Origin of the sequence: Pseudomonas sp. BR20 (assembly GCF_050780135.1) — a bacterium.
GTDB lineage: Bacteria > Pseudomonadota > Gammaproteobacteria > Pseudomonadales > Pseudomonadaceae > Aquipseudomonas.
In genome coordinates, this window is record NZ_CP172012.1 from 2,528,031 (window position 1) to 2,545,607 (window position 17,577).

Consider the following 17,577-nt stretch of genomic DNA (forward strand, 5'->3'; position numbering starts at 1 on the left):
TTAAGATAACAAAGATAACTAAAAAAAGAATTGTGGATTGATCTGCTCATAAATCATGAATAAATCCATAAAATTCAAAATGTTGGCATATAGATCCAGATGCACCTAAAAAATAGATAGTTTTATTAATGTTCGATTATCGCTCAGTTGCGGTTGACGGGTACCGTCGGCTGTTTCCATTCTTGGCTCGCGAAGCCGACCGGGCCGAGCGTGTGCCACCCCAAAAACAACAACAAAAAATGGACATCGAACATGCCAGAACTCCCTATGGAGCACGCCGCTGCAGCGGCGCCCATCGCCTGTGTGTCGAACACCACCCCACGCCTGCTCATGGCATGCCTGGCCTTGAGCGTGCTGCCCGCTCCGCTGTGGGCCGCCGGCTTTATCGACGACAGCCATGGCACCTTGACCTTGCGCAACTACTACCTGGACCGCGACTACAAGGACGACGGTGCGAAGACCGCCGCCCGGGAATGGGCCCAGGCGTTCATCCTCAACCTGGAATCGGGGTACACCCCAGGCCCGGTGGGTTTTGGGCTGGATGTACGCGGGCTGATGGGGGTCAAGCTCGATTCCTCGCCAAACCGCAGCGGCACCGAGTTGTTGCCGGTGTCGGCCAGCGACAAGCGCGCCGCCGATGAGTACTCGCGCCTGGCGCCAACCGCCAAGCTGCGGTTTGCGCAAACTACGGTGAAGGCCGGTGATGTGTCGATCTTCCTGCCATTCGCCTTTGCCAGCCCGTCGCGCCTGCTGCCGCAAACTTTTCGCGGCACCACCTTGAGCTCCAAGGACATCGATGGCCTGACCCTCAACACCGGCTACATCGACCGCATCAACAAACGCGACTCCACCGACTACCAGGCCATGACCATCGCCTCGCCCAACCGGCGTTTCAACGCCACCGCCACCACGTCGCACCTGGCTTATGTGGGCGGTGATTACCAGGTCAATAAAGACCTCAGCCTGCGTGTCTATCACTCCCAGGTCGCGGACCTCTACCAGCAGGACACCCTGGCGCTGCTGCACAACCTGCCGCTGGGCGAGGGCGTGTTCACCAGCGACCTGCGCAGCTTTTTCAGTCGCGAGGATGGCAGTGCCAAGGCGGGCAACGTGGACAACCGCAACCTCTCGGCGCTGTTTGGCTACCGCCTGGGCGGCCATCGCGTCAGCCTTGGCTACATGCACTCAAGCGGGGAGACGGCCACACCCTATATCTCCGGCACCGAGTTGATGGGCATGAGCGAACTGACCATGAGCTCGGACTTTCTCAACGCCAAGGAGCGCACCTGGCAGGCCATCTACGACTACGACTTCGCCGCAGCGGGTGTGCCGGGGTTGAAGACTCGGCTGCGCTATGTGCGTGGCGACAACATCGAACTGGCCGCTTTCAACGCCGAGGACCGCAAGGAGCGCGAGTTCCAGATGGAACTGGGGTATGTGATCCAGAGCGGCCCGCTGAAAAACGTCGGGTTCATGGCGCGTAAGTCGATCTACCGCAATGACTTCCCCAGCGGTGCGGCCTTTCGCGATGAAAACCAGACCCGTTTCCTGGTGCTCTACACCGTGGCGCTCTGGTAAGCCGATCAGTCCTGGTAGACCTTCTTCAGCAGGCGCAGCAGCTCTTCACGCTCCTGGCCGTTGAGGGCGGCCGTGGCATCCAGGTCACTCTGGGCGGCGATCGCCTTGAGCTCCTTGAGCAGGGTTTCGCCGCTCTTGCTGAGGAAGATCCCGTAGGAGCGCTTGTCTGGCTTGCAGCGCACCCGCACGGCGAGGGCGCGGCTTTCCAGCTTGTTCAGCAACGGCACCACCTGGGGCGGCTCGATCGCCAGTGCGCGAGCCAGGTCGGCCTGCATCAGCCCGGGGTTCTGCTCGATGATCGCCAGGGCCGAGAACTGCGCAGGGCGCAGGTCGTGGTCCGACAGCCGGCCGATCAGGTTCTGGAACAGCTTGAGCTGGGCGCGACGCATGGCGTAGCCGATCAGATCGTCCAGGGCTGAGTCCAGCGGCGGCCGTACCTCGTCGTTATCGGGCAGGGCCTGGCTGGCGGCGGCGATGTTGGAAGGCTTGGCCATTGGCAGTGCAATCCTCAGAAGGTGGAGGTTAAGAAGGCTATCTAGTTTGCCGAGGTTGGCGAGCCATGGCTATGCCGGCTTTTCACAACGCCTGGAAAACGCAGGTTTCATCGGGTAAAAATATTGGTTATTCAGGTTAATAGTTAATTGACATAACTATATTTGCGGTTTAATTTCGAATCATCTTCAAACCCCAGAACAAGAGCGTACCGCCATGAGCAATTACGAAGGCCGTTGGACCACCGTCAAGGTTGAGATCGAAGAAGGCATCGCCTGGGTCATTCTCAATCGTCCGGAAAAACGCAACGCCATGAGCCCAACCCTGAACCGGGAAATGATCGATGTTCTGGAAACCCTGGAGCAGGACCCTGCCGCCGGCGTGCTGGTGCTGACCGGCGCAGGCGAAGCCTGGACCGCCGGCATGGACCTCAAGGAATACTTTCGCGAGGTGGATGCCGGCCCGGAAATCCTCCAGGAAAAAATCCGCCGCGAAGCCTCGCAATGGCAATGGAAACTGCTGCGCATGTACGCCAAGCCGACCATCGCCATGGTCAATGGCTGGTGCTTCGGCGGTGGCTTCAGCCCGCTGGTGGCCTGCGACCTGGCGATCTGCGCCGACGAAGCGACCTTCGGCCTCTCGGAAATCAACTGGGGCATCCCGCCGGGCAACCTGGTGAGCAAGGCCATGGCCGACACCGTGGGCCATCGCCAATCGCTGTACTACATCATGACCGGCAAGACCTTTGGCGGGCAGAAAGCCGCCGAAATGGGCTTGGTCAACGAAAGCGTGCCGCTGGCTCAACTGCGCGAAGTGACCATCGAACTGGCGCGCAACCTGCTGGAGAAAAACCCGGTGGTGCTGCGTGCCGCCAAGCATGGCTTCAAACGCTGCCGCGAATTGACCTGGGAGCAGAACGAGGATTACCTCTACGCCAAGCTCGATCAGTCGCGCCTGCTCGACACCGAAGGCGGTCGCGAGCAGGGCATGAAACAGTTCCTCGACGACAAGAGCATCAAGCCTGGCCTGCAGGCGTATAAACGCTGAAGGGCGCGGCCGCCTGGCCGCGCCGTTGTACCCTGCTTGAACGTATTCCCGATAAAGATAATAAAGAGGAATCACCATGCTGGACGTGCCCCTGTTGATCGGCGGCCAGTCGTGCCCCGCCCGTGACGGTCGAACCTTCGAACGTCGCAACCCGGTGACCGGTGAAGTGGTCTCGCGGGTGGCCGCCGCGACCCTGGAAGATGCCGACGCCGCCGTAGCGGCCGCCCACGCCGCGTTCCCCGCGTGGGCTGCGCTGGCGCCCAACGAACGCCGCACCCGCTTGCTCAAGGCTGCCGAGCAATTGCAGGCGCGCAGCGCCGAATTCATTGCCGCCGCCGGCGAGACCGGCGCCATGGCCAACTGGTATGGCTTCAACGTGCGCCTGGCGGCCAATATGCTGCGCGAAGCGGCGTCGATGACCACCCAGATCACCGGTGAAGTGATCCCCTCCGATGTTCCCGGCAGTTTCGCCATGGCCTTGCGTCAGCCGTGCGGCGTGGTACTGGGCATCGCGCCGTGGAATGCCCCGGTGATCCTCGCCACACGTGCCATCGCCATGCCGTTGGCCTGCGGCAATACCGTGGTGCTCAAGGCCTCGGAGCTGAGCCCGGCGGTGCACCGCCTGATTGGCCAGGTGTTGCAGGACGCCGGCCTGGGCGATGGCGTGGTCAACGTCATCAGCAATGCCCCGGCGGATGCCGCTGCGATTGTCGAGCGGCTGATCGCCAACCCGGCCGTTCGCCGGGTCAACTTCACCGGCTCGACCCATGTGGGGCGGATTGTCGGCGAGCTCTCGGCGCGTCACCTCAAGCCGGCCTTGCTGGAGTTGGGTGGCAAGGCGCCGTTGCTGGTGCTCGATGACGCCGACCTCGACGCTGCGGTCGCGGCGGCTGCCTTTGGCGCCTATTTCAACCAGGGCCAGATTTGCATGTCCACCGAGCGCCTGATTGTCGATGCCAAGGTCGCCGATGCCTTCACCGCCAAGCTGGCGGCCAAGGTCGCGACCCTGCGCGCGGGCGATCCCATTGCAGCGGATTCGGTCCTGGGTTCCCTGGTGGACGCCGGCGCCGGTACACGCATCAAGGCCCTGATCGACGATGCCCTCGCCAAGGGCGCGCGGCTGGTGGTAGGTGGCCAACTGGACGGCAGCATCCTGCAGCCGACCCTGATCGATGGCGTCACCGAACACATGCGCTTGTACCGCGAAGAGTCCTTCGGTCCGGTGGCGGTACTGCTGCGCGGTGACGGTGATGAAGCCTTGCTGCGCCTGGCCAACGACTCCGAGTTCGGCCTTTCGGCGGCAATCTTCAGCCGTGACACCGGGCGTGCACTGGCCCTGGCGCAGCGTGTCGAGTCGGGCATTTGTCATATCAATGGCCCGACCGTGCATGACGAGGCGCAGATGCCGTTCGGCGGGGTCAAGTCCAGCGGCTACGGCAGCTTTGGCGGCAAGGCCTCGATCGAGCACTTCACGCAATTGCGCTGGGTGACCTTGCAGAACGGGCCACGGCATTACCCGATCTGAGCAGGCGTCGCGACATAACAATAACAAGGCGGCGTTGACCGTCTTGCTGGAGGACACCCTTGTGAGTTCCGAATTCAGACCGCAACCCCAGCCCGCACCGCGATACCGCGAGGTCTCCATCGGCCACGCACCGGTGGCGGTCACTGAAGAACACGGCGTGCTGCATATGCGCTCCCTGGAGCCCCTGGCCGAGTTGCCGACGCGCTTGCTTGATCGCCTTGTGCATTGGGCCCAGGTGCGGCCCGAGCAGACGTTTATCGCGGCACGCCAGGCCGGTGGTGATTGGCGCCGGGTCAGCTACCGCGAGATGCTCGACAGCGTGCGTGCGATTGCCCAGGGCCTGTTGAGTTATGGGCTCTCGGCGCACAAGCCGCTGGCCTTGCTGTCGGGCAACGACATCGAGCATTTGCAGGTCGCCCTCGGCGCGATGTACGCCGGTATTCCTTATTGCCCGGTATCGCCGGCGTATTCGTTGTTGTCCCAGGATTTCGCCAAGCTGCGGCATGTGTGCGACCTGCTGCAACCGGGGCTGGTGTTCGTCAGCGATGCGGCCGCTTACCAGCGCGCCATCGATGCTGTCTTGCCGGCCGAGACTCCGCTGATCAGCGTGCGCGGCCACGTGCCTGGGCGCACTCAGGTCAGCTTCGCCAGCCTGCTGCAAACGCCGGGCGGCGCCGAGGCCGACGCGGCATTCCAGGCCACCGGCCCCGACAGCATCGCCAAGTTTCTATTCACCTCGGGCTCGACCAAGTTGCCCAAGGCGGTGATCACTACGCAGCGCATGCTCTGTGCCAACCAGCAAATGCTGTTGCAGACATTCCCGGTGTTCGGTGAGGAACCGCCGGTACTGGTGGACTGGCTGCCGTGGAACCACACCTTCGGCGGTAGCCATAACGTCGGCATCGTGCTCTACAACGGCGGCACCTTTTACCTCGACGACGGCAAGCCCACGGTTCAAGGCTTTGCCGAGACCCTGCGCAACCTCAAGGAGGTTTCGCCCACGGCTTATTTGACGGTGCCCAAGGGCTGGGAAGAATTGGTCAACGCCCTGGAACAGGACGCCGAGTTGCGCGAACGGTTTTTTGCGCGCATGAAACTGTTCTTCTTCGCCGCCGCCGGCCTGTCGCAAAGTGTCTGGGATCGCCTCGACCGCGTGGCCGAACAGCACTGCGGTGAACGTATCCGCATGATGGCCGGGCTGGGCATGACCGAAGCCGCGCCGTCCTGCACGTTCACCACCGGGCCGTTGTCCATGGCCGGCTATATCGGATTGCCTGCGCCGGGCTGCGAGGTGCGCCTGGTGCCGTTGGACGGCAAGTTCGAAGGGCGCTTTCGCGGTCCGCACATCATGCCGGGGTACTGGCGGGCGCCCGAGCAAACCGCCGAGGTGTTCGACGAACAGGGTTTCTACTGTTCCGGTGACGCGATCAAGCTCGCCGACCCGCACCAGCCGCAATTGGGGCTGATGTTCGACGGGCGGATTGCCGAGGATTTCAAGTTGTCTTCCGGGGTGTTTGTAAGTGTCGGCCCGTTACGCAATCGCGCCGTGCTCGACGGCGCGCCCTATGTGCAGGACCTGGTGATTGCCGCGCCGGACCGCGAATGCCTGGGAGCACTGGTGTTCCCCCGGCTCTACGAGTGCCGGCGGCTGGCCGGCTTGAGCGCCGACGCCAGCGACGCCGAGGTGTTGGCCAGCGCGCCGGTACGCCAGTGGTTCGGCGACTGGTTGCAGCGCCTCAACCGCGAGGCCACCGGCAATGCCAGTCGCCTGGAATGGATTGCCCTGCTCGACGAGCCGGCGTCCATCGACCGTGGGGAAATCACCGACAAAGGCTCGATCAACCAGCGTGCCGTGCTGCAATGGCGCGCGGCCAAGGTCGAGGCGTTGTATCGCGGTGAAGAGGCCACGATCCTGCGCGCCGGGCCCAAGCCTTGAGCAGCGCCGGGCAGTACTCGGCGTTTGCCGATGCGGCGATTTTCGAGGCGGTGCGCACGCCTTGGGTCGACCTCGGGGGCGCACTGTCCCAGGTGTCGCCCATCGACCTGGGCATCAAGGTCGGCCGGGAAGTATTGGCCCGTGCCGGCATCGACCCCCAGGCGGTGGACAGCGTATTGGCCGGTTCCATGGCCCAGGCCAGCTTCGATGCCTACTTGCTGCCACGGCATATCGGCTTGTACAGCGGGGTGGCGCAAGCGGTCCCGGCACTGGGGGTGCAGCGCATCTGCGCCACCGGTTTCGAGCTGCTGCGCCAGGCCGCTGAACAGGTGCGCGACGAGGTGCAACTGGCCCTGTGCGTGGCCAGCGAGTCCATGTCGCGCAACCCGATTGCGGCCTACACCCATCGGGATGGGTTTCGCCTCGGCGGCGAGGTGCAATTCAAGGATTTTCTCTGGGAGGCCCTGTACGACCCGGCCCCGGGCCTGGACATGATCGCCACCGCCGACAACCTGGCGCGCCGTTATGGCCTGAGCCGCAAGGCCGTGGACCGCCACGCCTGCGACAGCCATCAGCGCGCCTTGCAGGCGCAACGTGACGGCGCGTGGGCGGAAGAAATCGTCACGGTCGATAACCAGGTGTTCGAGCTTGAGGGGTATCAGCCCAGGGGCATCAGCCTGGCGCGTCGGGCGAGTGCCGTCAGCGCCGACAGCCACCCACGTCCCACCGACCTTGAAGCCTTGACGCGCTTGCGCGCCGTGCATCCAGGCGGCGTGCAAACCGCCGGCAACAGTTGCGCGGTGGTCGATGGTGCGGCGGCGGCTTTGGTGGGGCGTGCCTCGGCCTGCACGCGTCCGGCCCTGGCGCGGCTGCTGGCCAGCGCGGTGGTCGGTGTGGCCCCCGAGTTCATGGGCATCGGCCCGGCACCGGCGATCCGCCTGCTGCTGCAACGCAGCGGGTTGAACCTGGGCGACATCGGCCGCTTCGAAATCAACGAAGCCCAGGCCGCCCAGGTACTGGCGGTGGCCCATGAACTGGAGCTGGACAGCACCCGCCTCAACGTCCAGGGCGGCTCGCTTGCCCTGGGGCATCCCCTGGCCGCCACCGGCCTGCGGCTGGTGATGACCCTGGCCCGACAACTGCGCCAGCACAACCTGCGCTACGGGATTGCCGCAGCGTGTGTGGGCGGCGGGCAGGGCATGGCGTTGCTGATCGAGAACCCTGACTGGCGCGCTTGAACACACACGTTTTATTCGATGATGAGGTGTCCCGATGTGGAGCTATGAGGCGCCCCTGCGCGATATGCAATTTGTCCTGGAGCATTGGCTGCAGGCGCCCACTGCATGGCAGGCCTTGGACCTGCCCCTGGCAATGCAGGTGCTGGAGGAGGCCGCACGCTTTAGTCAGGGCGTGCTGGCGCCGCTGAACCGTCACGGTGATCGTCAGGGCTGCCGTTGGCAGGCGGGGCAGGTCAGCACTCCGGATGGTTTTGTCGAGGCTTACCAGGCCTATGTGGACGGTGGCTGGCCAGGGCTGGCGTGCGCCGAGGCAGTGGGCGGGCAGGGCTTGCCGCAACTGCTCGATGCGGCCCTGCAAGAGATGCTCTACGCCAGCAACCACGCCTGGGCCATGTACACCGGGATCGCCCACGGCGCCTACCTGTGCCTCAAGACCCACGCCGCTCCGTGGTTGCAGGCGCGCTACCTGCCCGACATTGTCAGTGGCCAGGCCTTGCCCACCATGTGCCTCACCGAGTCCCAGGCCGGCAGCGATGTCGGCTTGCTGCGCTGTCGCGCGCAGCCCCAGGCGGATGGCAGTTATCGCCTCAGCGGCAGCAAGCTGTTTATCTCCGGCGGCGAGCACGACCTCACGGCCAATATCCTGCACCTGGTGCTGGCGCGCCTGCCCGATGCGCCGCCGGGCAGCCGTGGCATTTCACTGTTCCTGGTGCCCAAGCACCTGGACGATGGCCAGGCCAATGGCGTGCACTGCGACGGAATCGAACACAAGATGGGCATCAAGGGCAGCGCCACCTGTTCCCTGGTGTTCGACGCCGCCCAGGGCTGGCTGATCGGCGAGGCCAATCGCGGCCTGGCGGCGATGTTCGTGATGATGAATTCGGCGCGCCTGCATGTCGGCCTGCAAGGCCTGGGGCATGTCGAGGCGGCTTGGCAGAACGCCCGCCAGTACGCCGCCGAGCGCTTGCAGATGCGTGCGCCGTCAAGGCCTGAAGAAGTGGTGGCCCAGGCGGCTGACCCGATCCGTTATCACCCGGCCATGCGCCGCGTGTTGCTGGAGTTGCGCACCACCAGCGAGGGCATGCGCGCCATCGGCTATTGGGCGGCGCACCTGCTTGATCAGGCTGAGCATGACCAGGACTCGTCGGCCGCCCAATTGGCGCCGTTGCTGACGCCCATCATCAAGGCGTTTTTCACCGAACAGGGCTTTCGCCAGGCCAGCCATGCGCTGCAGGTGTTCGGCGGTTACGGCTACGTCACCGAGTTCGCCATCGAGCAAACCCTGCGCGACAGCCGCATTGCGATGATCTACGAGGGCAGTAACGAGATCCAGGCCAATGACCTGTTGCTGCGCAAGGTGCTGGGGGATGAGGGCCGAGCCTTTAGCCTGCTGCTGGCCGAGTTGCGCGCTGAGGCCGGGCAGGGCGGACAGTCTGTCGAATGCGCAGGCTTCTCCGGCGCGTTGGGCAGCCTGTGCGACACGTTGGCCCGTGTGGTGAGCGCCATACGTGAACGCGCGCATGAAGACAGTGAATATCCCTATCGGGCAGCGCCGGACTTTCTCCAACTCTGTGGCGTCGCGTTGCTGGCCTTTGCCTGGGCGCGGGCCGCGCGCGTCTCCAGGGCATTGCGCGAAGACGATCCGCTGCGTGCCGCCAAGCTGCAAAGCGCCGGGTTCTTTTTCGATTACCTGCCGTCGCGGCTGGCGCAGCACCTGGGCGCCATAGACGGGGCACGGGCAGCGCTGGCGTTCATCTGACGCGGCCAGGTTGTTGCGGTACTACTTGCGGTACCATGGCGGCTCACGTTTTCTGGAAGTTGCCTGGATGAGTAAACCCGGTCAATTGGTGCTGGTTGCACTGCGCAAGATGATTGCCAGCGGGGAGTTGGCGGCGGGCGAGCGGCTGATGGAGATTCCCACGGCGCAGCTGTTCGGCGTGTCGCGCATGCCCGTGCGCATGGCCTTTCGCACCCTCGAACAGGAAGGACTGCTGGTGCCGTTTGGCGGGCGCGGTTATCAGGTGCGTTCGGTCAGCCCCAGCGACATTGCCGGCGCCGTCGAAGTGCGCGGTGTGCTTGAGGGCCTGGCAGCGCGTCAGACCGCCGAGCTTGGTTTATCCGATACGGCACGTGCGGCGCTGGAGCGCTGCCTGGTGGAAGGCGATCAACTGTTCGAAAAGGGCTACGTGACCGAGGATGACCTTGAGGTCTATCACGACCTGAACATGCGCTTTCACCAGGTCATCGTCGAAGGCAGCCACAACCCGGCAATCGCCGACGCCCTGGCCCGCAATGATCACTTGCCGTTCGCCTCGGTGACCGCGCTGGCGGTGGATCGCGAGGACATGGCCCGCGAGTACCGACGCTTCAACTATGCCCACATGCAGCATCACTCGGTCTTCGACGCCCTGGTCAATCGCCAGGGCGCGCGGGCCGAAGCCATCATGCGTGAGCACGCCAATGCGACCTTGCGCTATGCCGAGATCTTCAGCTCGGCCACCGCCGCCGCGCGCATGAAGGTGATTTTGCCCGCGTCGTGACACGCTTCAGATATCGAGCACCAGCAACGGGGTCTTCGAGCGTGAGCAGCAGGGCGTGAACTGATCATTCAGCGCCTGTTCCTGCTCGGTGAGGAACAGGTCGCGGTGCTCCGGTATGCCCTCCAGCACACGGGTCAGGCAGGTGCCGCAAATCCCCTGTTCGCAGGACACGGCAATCTCGATGCCATGGCTTTCCAGGACCTGGACCACGGTCTTGTCGGCGGGGATTTCGAAGACCTGGCCGCTGCTGCCGAGCTTCACCGAAAAGCCGCCGTCGAGGCTGCTGTCCACCGGTGCCGCGCTGAAGTATTCGCGGTGCAGGCAGTCTTCCTGCCAGCCCTGTGCGCGTGCGCTGTCGAGCACATGCTGCATGAACCCTCCAGGGCCGCAGACATACAGGTGCACGTCGTCTGCGGGCGCCGCCAGTACCTCGGCAGCATTCAAGGCTGTGTGCGGCTGCTCATCGAAATGCAGGAACACCCGCTCGGCAAACGGCGACGCCTTAAGCCGTTGCACAAATGCCGCACGCTCGCTGGCACGGGCGCAGTAATGCAGTTCGAAGTCGGCCCCTGCGTGGGCCAGGCGTTCGGCCATGCACAGGATCGGGGTGATGCCGATGCCACCGGCAAACAGCAGGCTGCGGCGCGCGTCGTGGGCCAGGGGAAACAGGTTGCGCGGTTCGCTGATCGTCAGGCGCGTGCCCTCGTGAACCTGCTCGTGCAAGCTGCGCGAACCACCCCGGGAGGCCGGGTCCTTGAGCACGCCGATCAGGTAGCGATGACGTTCTTCGGGGTGATTGCACAGGGAATATTGCCGGATCACCCCATCGGGCAGGTGCACGTCAATGTGCGCACCGGCACTGAAGGCCGGCAGCGGCTGGCCATCGACACTGGCCAGTTCATAGCTGCAAATGTCCTGGGCTTCGTTATGACGGGATACCACCACCACATCGATCATGTTCAGTCCTCGCAAAGTTGTCGCGCTGTTCAGGCGGTGGTGGTGGCGATCAGTTGCGGTTCGAGGGCGCGTTCCTTGGCAATCAGTCGCTCCAGGATCTTGCGTGACTGCACGCCACCCGCGTCGATATTCAACTTGAGCAGGTTGCGCTGCGGATGGGCCAGCAGGTTCTGTTGCTGGCGTTCGAGCATTTCCAGGTCTTCGCTGAAAATCTTGCCCTGGCCCTCGCGAATGCTTGCGGTCAGTGCCTCATCGTGGGGGTTGAAGTTGCGCGCCATGCCCCAGAAGTACCAGATCGAGGTCTCGGTTTGCGGGGTGATGAAGTCGACCACGATGCTTGAGGCCTTGTGTTCGGGGGCGGCGTTATAGCCACCCTTGCCGGCGTGGGCCACGCCGACTTCGATCAATACATGGCTGGGCGGGGTGAAGCGGCAGATCTGCCAGCGGTCTACCGGCACGTCATCGGCGAGGTTATTACCGCGCAGGGCCATGCGCCAGAACGGCGGGGCCATGATGTTTTCCATGTGCCGGGCAGTGACGACTTCATCGCCGTCCACCGTGGTCACGGGCGGCGCTTCGTCGATTTCCTTCTGGCCGATACTGGAGGCGTGCACGTAGGTTTCGTGGGTCAGGTCCATCAGGTTGTCGATCATCAGGCGGTAGTCGCACTGGATATCAAACAGCCCGCCACCATAGGCCCACTGGTCACTCACGGCCCATTCCAGGTGGTGGATCAGCGCCGGGTCGGCCTGGGCCTGATCGCCGGGCCACACCCAGATGAAGCCGTAGCGTTCAACCGCGGCAAAGGTCTTGTTGCACGGAAAACCGCGTACCCGCTGGCCGGGCATTTCCACGGTCTTGCCATCGCCGCCCATGACCAGTCCGTGGTAGCCGCAGACCAAGTTGCCGTTCTCGACATAACCCAGCGAGAGTGGCGCACCGCGATGGGGGCAGAAGTCCTCGACCGCCACCACGGCGCCTTCCTGGCCACGATAAAACACCATCTTTTCGCCACAGATCTGTCGACCCAGGGGCTTGTGCGCGATTTCATCGGGGGTGCAGGCGACATACCACGTGTTCTTGGGATACATGACGACTCTCCAGGCAATGGATTATTCTTATTTAATGGATCCATTAAGCCGAAGAGGAAGAGGGTGGTCAAGCTTGGTATTGGCGTTTATTGGGCGATTATCGAACAGATCATTTTTTATGGATCCAATGAGGGTGGCTGATGAGCAAGTCGAATCGTCGCGCCGCCCCTTGTCACTCAGCCGCAAATCGGTGCTTTTTTATCCGGTACATATCACCGTCCGCATGGCGGAGCAGGGTATCGGCATCCTCCCCGTCAGCCGGATAAACCGCCAAGCCGATACTGCAGGACGGCATCTTTACCCCACCAAACTCGGCGCGCAGTGGCTCGGCCATGACCGCGAGTATGTGCCCCACCCTGGCAGAAGCAGCTTCCCGCGACGGGATGTCCGTCAGCAGCACCGTGAACTCATCACCGCCCATCCGCGCTACCAGATCGCTGTCGCGTACGCAGCGTTCCAACCGCCGTGCAATCACACACAGCACGCGATCGCCCATGGCATGGCCATGCACATCGTTGATGCCCTTGAAGTCATTGACGTCCAGAAACAGTAACGCCAAGTTGCGGTTGTGGGATTGCGCACTGTGCAGGGCCTGGTCCAGCCGATCATTGAACAGTGACCGGTTGGTCAGGGCGGTCAGCGGATCATGATGGGCAAGGAAGCGCAGTTCTTCCTCGGCCTGGGTGAGCGCGGTCACATCCCGTGCGACCCCGATTCGCGCGCGCACTTCTTGGGACCAGAAGGCCGCCCACAGGATGTGCACGACACTGCCATCCTTGCGTAGATAGCGGTTGCGGAAGTCGACATGGGATTGGCCATTCATGACCCGCACAATCGAGGCCCGGGTGCGCGCCAGGTCTTCAGGGTGCATGTAGTGGGTGATCAGGGTGCCAACCAGTTCGTCGGCACGGTAGCCGAGCAGTGCCTCACAGGCATCGCTCACGAAGACAATCTGGCTGTCACCGTCGATGACAAACACCGTATCCAGCATCAAGTGGATCAGTTTGGGGTACAGCGCTTGCAGGTCAACGGGCATGGGGCATCGAGCGTCCGGTTCATATTGGCCGATCATAGCCCGATCATGAACAGGGGCGTCGGGTAATCCTGCAAGTTTTTAGCCCGCTCGGCAGCTGCCGAAAGCGGCCTGGCAGAGGCTTTTCGCGTATGGGGAGGCGCCGCGAGCCACAGGAAAAGTCGTCGTACAACTGAATGCGCTATGATGCGCGTTCCTCCGCTAACCGAGATACCCGTTCTTGATGGACAACCCGAACGTCCAGCCCACCGTTCGCCGCCGGCACCGCAGCCTGGCTGAAGAACTGGTCACCGAGCTTTCCCGGCGCATCTGTTCCGGTGAGCTGCCGCGTGCCACCAAGCTGCCCACCGAATCCGAAGTGATGGCCGAACATGGCGTGAGCCGCACGGTGGTGCGCGAGGCCATTTCGCGCCTGCAAGCCGCAGGCCTGGTGGAAACCCGGCACGGCGTCGGCACCTTTGTGAAGGATATCCCCAGCCCCAGCGGGTTTCGCATCGATCCGGACAGCATCGTGACCTTGCAGGATGTGCTGGCCGTGCTGGAGTTGCGCATCAGCCTGGAGGTGGAGGCCGCCGGCCTGGCGTGCCTGGGGCGCACCGACGAGCAGTTGCGGGTGATGCGCGACTCGCTGGATGCGCTGAACTCGCGGGCGGTGAGTGCCGACTATGCAGTGTCGGCAGACTTTCAGTTTCACCAGCAGATCGCGTTGGCCACGGGCAATCGCTACTTCACCGACATCATGTTGCACCTGGGGGTCAACATCCTGCCGCGCACACGCCTGCACTCAAAACGCTTGGCCAACGACAACAAGGAGCCCTTCCTGGAGCGCTTGAGTCGTGAGCATGAGGACATCTACAAAGCCATCCTGCGCCGTGACGCCGATGCGGCTCGGGCGGCGATGCGCCTGCACCTGTCCAACAGTCGCGAGCGTATGCGCCGGGCCTATGAAGCCGCCGCCGCCGAGTTATCGAACGGCCCGGCCGCGGTGAATGCGCCGCCCTGAAGCCGGCTGCCTGGTTCATCAGCCGGCGCTGGCGGTTGTTGCTCGACCTTGGCGCGAAACGCTTCCGAACTGTCCTTGGGTGCAAAGCCCAGGTGCTCGGTGTGCCGAGTGCTCCACCAGCGATCGCGATTGGCCGAGACGCCATACACCACACTGTGTCCCACATCCTTGGCCAGCAGGGCGCGCGCCACCAGATGGTCCAGGTCGGTGTAGCTCAGCCATGTCGAAAGCATCCGCCGGTTGCGCGGCTCGGGGAACGACGAGCCGATGCGCAAACTCACGGTTTCAATCCCGTAGCGGTGAAAGTAGAACGCCGCCAGGTCTTCGCCGTAGGCCTTGGAGAGGGCGTAGTAGCCATCCGGACGGCGCGGTGAGTGCACGTCCAGTTCAACGTCTTGGGGATAGAAGCCGGTGACGTGGTTGGAACTGGCAAACACAATCCGCTTGACCCCCTGTTGTCGCGCCGCCTCGTAAATGTGGAATGTGCCGCGAATATTGGCGTCGAGAATCTCCTCGAACGGCCGCTCCACGGAAATCCCGCCCAGGTGAACGATGGCGTCGACGCCGTTGACCAACGCTGCAACGGCGGCCTTGTCGGCCAGGTTGCAGGTGATCACTTCGTCGTGCTCACCACGGCTGGGCGCCATGGGGCTGATGTCCGAGGCGCGGACGATGCCGGCGTGGGCCTGCAAGGTGTTCCGCAGGATTTGCCCCAGGCCGCCGGCGGCGCCGGTGAGCAAGATGCGCGTGAAGGGTTTGGGTTGTGTGGTCATGGTCAGGTCTTCCATTGAACGCTGAATGCAGGTGGCTTGCCTGTCGAGCGATGCGCACTCGCCAGGCAAGTCGTGGGGGCTTTACATGAAGTTGTACTGGATGCCCAGGCGCCACCGCGCCTGGCGGTCTTCGGACGTGGCGTTGACCTTCACATCACCAATCTCCATGAACGGGGCCCATTCCTTGTTGAGCTTGTATTTGACGATCAGGTTCTGTTCGTAATCGCTCTTCTTGTTGTCGTAGCGGATGTAGTCAGTCTTGAAGTAGATGAACTGATATTCGTACGCCCACTTACTGGCCGGCGTGTAGCCGAGCCAGCCCTCGAAACGATGGGTGGTCTGGTCATCCTTGATGTGGTCGGGCAAGTCCTCGTCGACCTGATCGCGGTCCAGCTTCTTGGCGTCCAGGCGATAGCGCGTGGCGGCGTAGAAGGCGTCGTTGATCTTGTAGTTGTACTTGAGGCCGAACTTGTAGGTGGTCGAGTCTTTCGAGCTGTCCATCTGGAACGCCGGGGTCAACGTCGATTGCGCGCTGAGTTTGTAGTTGTAGCTCACGGTGAACTCGTGCCCGTTGTTGACCATGTTGTCGTAGGCGACGTCTTCACGGTCTCCGGCGGTGCGGTATTTCATTTCCGCTTCAAATCCCAGGCCACTGTCCAGGCGGTAGTTGAGCTTGATTCGGTCAGCGTGGGCGCTGTCCTCCTCGGTGAACTGGTGGCGGTAGTTGATGCTGGCAGAGTCAGCGCTGACATACAGCGGCAGGCCTAGGGTCAGGGCAGTAACGAGGGTGCGTAGGGTGGTGTTCATACGGTCTTCTTTTTTGTTTTTGTTAGGGTCGTTTGACGGTTGCTACGGCAGTGCGTTGTTGCGTATGGATCTCATCTAATGTGCCGATATACGTTATCGTACGACAAGATGACTCGTCTACGGGTTATCGGTGGTTTTGAAACATGTTGAAACATATGTGCCCAGTGAATAGGGCTTTACAGCAATCCTGGTTATTCCTTGGTTGTCTTTAAAAATAAGGGTTTTGTCGGGATTTACTGAAAATGTACGCAGGTGAGAGGCGGGTTATTGGGTCTTTTCAAGCGTTGTACGATGACCTATGATCGGTCGCAACAGACGACACTCCCGTCACAAATCCAATAAGAAGGCTTACGACGTCCATGAGAATCACAGCAGTCAACGTCCAGGTATTTTCCTACCCGACCCGCCGCGCAGTGGACAGCGCCGGCCATGCGCACCCGGGTGATGTCACCCAGGCGCAGATGGCTTTGCTGCGCATCCAGACCGAAGACGGTCACGAGGGTTATGCCTTCGGCGCCCCTGAACTGATCCGCCCGTATGTGCTCGATGGTTTCGTGCGCAAAGTGCTGGTGGGGCAGAACGCCTTCGATCGCGAAAAAATCTGGCATGACCTCGCGCATTGGCAGCGTGGCAGTGCCAGCCAGTTGACCGACCGCGCCTTGGCGCTGGTGGAGCAGGCCCTCTGGGATTGGGCTGGGCGCAAACTGGGTGTGCCGGTGCATAAGTTGATTGGTGGTTTCCGCGACAAGGTGCCGGCCTACGGTTCCACCATGTGTGGCGACGAACTGCCCGGTGGCCTGGCGACCCCGGAAGACTACGGGCGTTTTGCCGAGACCCTGGTGCAGCGCGGCTACAAGGCCATCAAGCTGCACACCTGGATGCCGCCGGTGTCCTTCGCCCCGAGCCCGCGCATCGACGTGCAGGCTTGTGCTGCGGTACGCGAAGCAGTCGGCCCGGACATCGCCCTGATGCTCGATGGTTATCACTGGTACAGCCGCACCGAAGCGCTGTACATCGGGCGTGAGCTGGAGAAGCTCGACTTCGCCTGGTTCGAAGAACCGATGATGGAAGAGTCCGCCGAGTCCTATGCCTGGCTGGCGGGGCAGTTGGACATTCCGGTGCTGGGCCCGGAAACCCTGTCGGGCAAACACCTGAGCCGCGCCAGTTGGGTCAAGCACGATGTGTGCGATATCTTGCGCGCCGGTGTGGCGGGTGTCGGCGGCATCGCGCCGTGCCTGAAGGTTGCGCACCTGGCTGAATCCTTCGGCATGGATTGCGAGATTCATGGCAACGGCGCCGCCAACCTGGCTGTCGTCGGCGCGATCAAGAACTGCACCTGGTATGAGCGTGGCCTGTTGCACCCGTACCTGGATTACGACGAAGTACCGGCCTACCTCAAGCGTCTGGTAGACCCGATGGACAGCGACGGTTTTGTGCACCTGTCCGACTTGCCGGGCCTGGGTGAAGATATCGATTTCAACTTCATCGAGACCAATACGCTTAAAAGCTTCTGACGTGTACACGGTCAGTCCGGCATAAGTCGGGCTGATCAAGAGC

At 62.7% G+C, this 17,577-nt stretch carries 15 protein-coding genes; 9 read left to right on the plus strand and 6 right to left on the minus strand.

Going from position 1 to position 17,577, the window contains the following annotated elements; all coding sequences use genetic code 11:
- Positions 1-252: 252 nt before the first annotated feature.
- The gene (locus ACHPFG_RS11620; RefSeq protein WP_431702543.1) at positions 253-1,578 is read left to right on the plus strand and encodes an OprD family porin; all 1,326 of its coding nucleotides are present in this window, start codon (positions 253-255) and stop codon (positions 1,576-1,578) included.
- A 5-nt stretch (positions 1,579-1,583) separates the two neighbouring features.
- On the opposite strand, the gene ACHPFG_RS11625 is transcribed toward ACHPFG_RS11620, so the two are convergent.
- Complete coding sequence (locus tag ACHPFG_RS11625) at positions 1,584-2,072, minus strand: MarR family winged helix-turn-helix transcriptional regulator (protein WP_431702545.1); 489 nt, start codon at positions 2,070-2,072, stop codon at positions 1,584-1,586.
- Between the two features lie 214 nt (positions 2,073-2,286).
- Here ACHPFG_RS11625 and ACHPFG_RS11630 point away from each other — a divergent pair, with 214 nt between their 5' ends.
- From ACHPFG_RS11630 to ACHPFG_RS11655, 6 genes are all read left to right on the plus strand, one after another.
- Positions 2,287-3,117, plus strand: coding sequence for a p-hydroxycinnamoyl CoA hydratase/lyase (locus ACHPFG_RS11630; protein ID WP_010567568.1), 831 nt, complete (start codon positions 2,287-2,289; stop codon positions 3,115-3,117).
- Between the two features lie 76 nt (positions 3,118-3,193).
- Positions 3,194-4,642, plus strand: coding sequence for an aldehyde dehydrogenase (locus tag ACHPFG_RS11635; RefSeq protein ID WP_131698867.1), 1,449 nt, complete (start codon positions 3,194-3,196; stop codon positions 4,640-4,642).
- A gap of 61 nt (positions 4,643-4,703) precedes the next feature.
- Entirely contained in the window at positions 4,704-6,578 is a 1,875-nt protein-coding gene (locus ACHPFG_RS11640) for a feruloyl-CoA synthase (RefSeq protein WP_145337153.1), read from the plus strand.
- Positions 6,575-7,816, plus strand: coding sequence for a thiolase family protein (locus ACHPFG_RS11645; RefSeq protein ID WP_431702548.1), 1,242 nt, complete (start codon positions 6,575-6,577; stop codon positions 7,814-7,816). The genes ACHPFG_RS11640 and ACHPFG_RS11645 overlap by 4 nt, the downstream gene beginning before the upstream one ends.
- A gap of 34 nt (positions 7,817-7,850) precedes the next feature.
- Positions 7,851-9,575: an acyl-CoA dehydrogenase gene (locus tag ACHPFG_RS11650; protein ID WP_431702550.1), complete on the plus strand. Its 1,725-nt coding sequence runs from the start codon at positions 7,851-7,853 to the stop codon at positions 9,573-9,575.
- A gap of 67 nt (positions 9,576-9,642) precedes the next feature.
- Positions 9,643-10,356, plus strand: a complete 714-nt coding sequence (locus tag ACHPFG_RS11655; protein ID WP_184746516.1) for a GntR family transcriptional regulator — start codon at positions 9,643-9,645, stop codon at positions 10,354-10,356.
- Between the two features lie 6 nt (positions 10,357-10,362).
- Here the strand turns inward: ACHPFG_RS11655 and ACHPFG_RS11660 are convergent, their stop codons facing one another.
- The 3 genes from ACHPFG_RS11660 to ACHPFG_RS11670 all read right to left on the minus strand — a co-directional run bounded on the left by ACHPFG_RS11660 (position 10,363) and on the right by ACHPFG_RS11670 (position 13,440).
- Positions 10,363-11,313 carry a PDR/VanB family oxidoreductase gene (locus ACHPFG_RS11660; RefSeq protein ID WP_431702552.1) on the minus strand — a complete coding sequence of 317 codons (951 nt, stop codon included), beginning with the start codon at positions 11,311-11,313 and terminating at the stop codon, positions 10,363-10,365.
- 29 nt (positions 11,314-11,342) lie between these two features.
- A complete protein-coding gene (locus ACHPFG_RS11665; protein WP_408013843.1) occupies positions 11,343-12,404 on the minus strand; it encodes a Rieske 2Fe-2S domain-containing protein in 1,062 nt (353 codons plus the stop codon).
- A gap of 172 nt (positions 12,405-12,576) precedes the next feature.
- Positions 12,577-13,440, minus strand: coding sequence for a diguanylate cyclase domain-containing protein (locus tag ACHPFG_RS11670; RefSeq protein WP_431702555.1), 864 nt, complete (start codon positions 13,438-13,440; stop codon positions 12,577-12,579).
- 220 nt (positions 13,441-13,660) lie between these two features.
- Between ACHPFG_RS11670 and ACHPFG_RS11675 the strand changes: the two genes are divergently transcribed.
- Complete coding sequence (locus tag ACHPFG_RS11675) at positions 13,661-14,440, plus strand: FadR/GntR family transcriptional regulator (RefSeq protein WP_431702557.1); 780 nt, start codon at positions 13,661-13,663, stop codon at positions 14,438-14,440.
- Here ACHPFG_RS11675 and ACHPFG_RS11680 read toward each other — a convergent pair.
- Together ACHPFG_RS11680 and ACHPFG_RS11685 are read right to left on the minus strand one after the other, a co-directional pair.
- On the minus strand, positions 14,380-15,213 hold the full coding sequence (locus tag ACHPFG_RS11680) for an NAD-dependent epimerase/dehydratase family protein (protein WP_184746542.1): 834 nt from the start codon (positions 15,211-15,213) through the stop codon (positions 14,380-14,382). The two genes, ACHPFG_RS11675 and ACHPFG_RS11680, sit on opposite strands and share 61 nt — an antisense overlap.
- Before the next feature lie 81 nt (positions 15,214-15,294).
- Positions 15,295-16,020 carry an oligogalacturonate-specific porin KdgM family protein gene (locus ACHPFG_RS11685; RefSeq protein ID WP_115488043.1) on the minus strand — a complete coding sequence of 242 codons (726 nt, stop codon included), beginning with the start codon at positions 16,018-16,020 and terminating at the stop codon, positions 15,295-15,297.
- A 359-nt stretch (positions 16,021-16,379) separates the two neighbouring features.
- Between ACHPFG_RS11685 and ACHPFG_RS11690 the strand changes: the two genes are divergently transcribed.
- Positions 16,380-17,534 carry a mandelate racemase family protein gene (locus ACHPFG_RS11690; protein ID WP_131698834.1) on the plus strand — a complete coding sequence of 385 codons (1,155 nt, stop codon included), beginning with the start codon at positions 16,380-16,382 and terminating at the stop codon, positions 17,532-17,534.
- Positions 17,535-17,577 lie beyond the last annotated feature (43 nt).

Coding starts and splice junctions, on each gene's coding strand:
- ACHPFG_RS11620 (WP_431702543.1), top strand. CDS start 253: ATGCCAGAACTCCCTATGGAGCACGCCGCTGCAGCGGCGCCCATCGCC.
- ACHPFG_RS11625 (WP_431702545.1), bottom strand. CDS start 2,072: ATGGCCAAGCCTTCCAACATCGCCGCCGCCAGCCAGGCCCTGCCCGAT.
- ACHPFG_RS11630 (WP_010567568.1), top strand. CDS start 2,287: ATGAGCAATTACGAAGGCCGTTGGACCACCGTCAAGGTTGAGATCGAA.
- ACHPFG_RS11635 (WP_131698867.1), top strand. CDS start 3,194: ATGCTGGACGTGCCCCTGTTGATCGGCGGCCAGTCGTGCCCCGCCCGT.
- ACHPFG_RS11650 (WP_431702550.1), top strand. CDS start 7,851: ATGTGGAGCTATGAGGCGCCCCTGCGCGATATGCAATTTGTCCTGGAG.
- ACHPFG_RS11655 (WP_184746516.1), top strand. CDS start 9,643: ATGAGTAAACCCGGTCAATTGGTGCTGGTTGCACTGCGCAAGATGATT.
- ACHPFG_RS11660 (WP_431702552.1), bottom strand. CDS start 11,313: ATGATCGATGTGGTGGTGGTATCCCGTCATAACGAAGCCCAGGACATT.
- ACHPFG_RS11665 (WP_408013843.1), bottom strand. CDS start 12,404: ATGTATCCCAAGAACACGTGGTATGTCGCCTGCACCCCCGATGAAATC.
- ACHPFG_RS11670 (WP_431702555.1), bottom strand. CDS start 13,440: ATGCCCGTTGACCTGCAAGCGCTGTACCCCAAACTGATCCACTTGATG.
- ACHPFG_RS11675 (WP_431702557.1), top strand. CDS start 13,661: ATGGACAACCCGAACGTCCAGCCCACCGTTCGCCGCCGGCACCGCAGC.
- ACHPFG_RS11680 (WP_184746542.1), bottom strand. CDS start 15,213: ATGACCACACAACCCAAACCCTTCACGCGCATCTTGCTCACCGGCGCC.
- ACHPFG_RS11685 (WP_115488043.1), bottom strand. CDS start 16,020: ATGAACACCACCCTACGCACCCTCGTTACTGCCCTGACCCTAGGCCTG.
- ACHPFG_RS11690 (WP_131698834.1), top strand. CDS start 16,380: ATGAGAATCACAGCAGTCAACGTCCAGGTATTTTCCTACCCGACCCGC.